Source organism: Streptomyces javensis (genome assembly GCF_039525925.1).
GTDB classification, from domain to species: domain Bacteria; phylum Actinomycetota; class Actinomycetes; order Streptomycetales; family Streptomycetaceae; genus Streptomyces; species Streptomyces asiaticus.
In genome coordinates this window covers 1-1,793 of the sequence record NZ_BAAAIF010000226.1, presented here as the reverse complement: position 1 = coordinate 1,793, position 1,793 = coordinate 1, and the positions used below count along the sequence as shown (strand labels likewise).

General features: G+C 73.2%; 1 protein-coding gene. It reads right to left on the bottom strand.

Annotated elements, in window-relative coordinates; genetic code table 11:
• Window positions 1-1,793: polyketide synthase dehydratase domain-containing protein (locus ABD329_RS47680; protein WP_344318267.1), on the bottom strand; the 1,793-nt coding region annotated here is incomplete at both ends.

Genomic DNA, 1,793 nt, shown 5'->3' with positions numbered 1-1,793 from the left:
GGAGGAGGTGGCGGGCGTTGTGGTGGGTGATGAGGTGGCGGGCGGTGAGGGCGCCGAGGGTTCCGGTGCCGCCGGTGACGAGGACGGTCCCCTCGGGATCGAGGGTGAGGGGCTCGGGTGTGGTGGCGGGGGCGGGCGTCAGCTGGGGGGTGTAGGCGGTGGCGTCACGGAGGGCGAGTTGGGCCTCGGCGGTGGCGAGCGCGGTGGGCAGGGCCCGGTGGGAGTGGTCATCGGTGTCGATGAGCTGGATACGGCCGGGGTGCTCGGACTGGGCCGAGCGGACCAGGCCCCAGACGGCGGCCGCGGCCGGGTCGGTGACCTCGGCGGTCTCGTGGACGGCCATGGCGCCGTGGGTGAGGACGACCAGCCGGGTGTCCGCCAGCTTGGGCCGGTCCACCCACTGCTGTAGCAGATCCAGGACCCGGGCACAGAGCGCATGCGTACGGTCGATGGGCCCGGTCTCCTCCGGGACCCAGGCGGACACGTCGGCGACGAGCACGGCGGGCCGCTCCCCGGCCTCCACCATCTCCATGGCCGCCACGACCTCGGAGACATCGGCATAGCCCGGCGGGGAACCCGGGAGCCGGCTCTCCCCGAGCGTGGCCCACCGCGCTTCAGAGGCGTCGAGCCCGCATTCGGCCCAGCCGACCGCCCACAGCGCGTTGCCACCCGACGCGGCGGACAGCGCGCGCAACTGGTCGGGCGTGGTCTCCCGGAGCTGGAGGGACCCGATCGTGGCCACCGGAACGCCCTGCGGATCGGTGATCCGTACGCACAGCCCGTCCCCGTCGGACACCGTCGCCCGCACCCGTACCGCGGTGGCGCCCACGGCGTGGAGCCGCACATCGGTCCAGGCGAACGGCAGCATCGTGGGCCGCTCACCATCGGACTGGAAGCAGAAGTTCCCGGCGTGCAGGGTGGCGTCCAGCAACGCCGGATGGATGCCGAACCGCCCGGCGACCCCGGTCTGCTCCTCCGGCACGGACACCTCGGCGAACACCTCGTCGTCCCGCTTCCACACCGCCCTCAGCCCGCGGAACGCCGGGCCGTACTCGTACCCGACCTCGGCCAGGTGCTCGTAGAACCCCTCGATGGCGACGGGCTCCGAGCCCTCGGGCGGCCACGGCTGAGCGGCCTCGGGCGACGGGGCCGTGGCCCTGGCGGCCAGGGTGTTGGCAGCCCCTCCGGTCAGGGTGCCGGTGGCGTGCTCGGTCCACTGCCGTGTGCCCTCCGGGCGCGAGTAGACCCCCACCTTGCGGCGCCCGCGGTCCTCGCCGCCGACGAGCACCTGGACGTGCAGCGTGCCCTCGTCCGGAACCGTCATCGGCCGGCTGATGACCAGCTCCTCCAGGGTGGGCGTGTCCGCCTCGTCCCCGGCGCGCACCGCCAGCTCGACCATCGCCGTACCGGGGAGCAGGACGGTGCCGGAGACGGCGTGGTCGGCCAGCCAGGGGTGGCTGTGCAGGGAGAGACGTCCGGTGAGCAGCACACCTCCGGTGTCGGGCACGCTCACCACGGCCCCGACCAGCGGGTGGCCGGTGTCCTCCAGCCCCACGGCACGGACGTCGCCCGGACCGCCGCGGTCCAGCCAGAACGTCTCGTGTTCGAAGGGGTAGGTGGGGAGCGGGATTTGGGAGGGTTGTGATCCGGTGTACGCGGTGGGCCAGTCCATTGGTGTTCCCCTGGTGGACAGTTCGGCGAGGTGGGTGAGGAAGCGGGTGGGGGTGTCGTCGTCGCGGCGGAGGGTGCCGGTGATGGTGGTGTGGGGGGTGTTGGTGGTTTCGAGGGTTTCT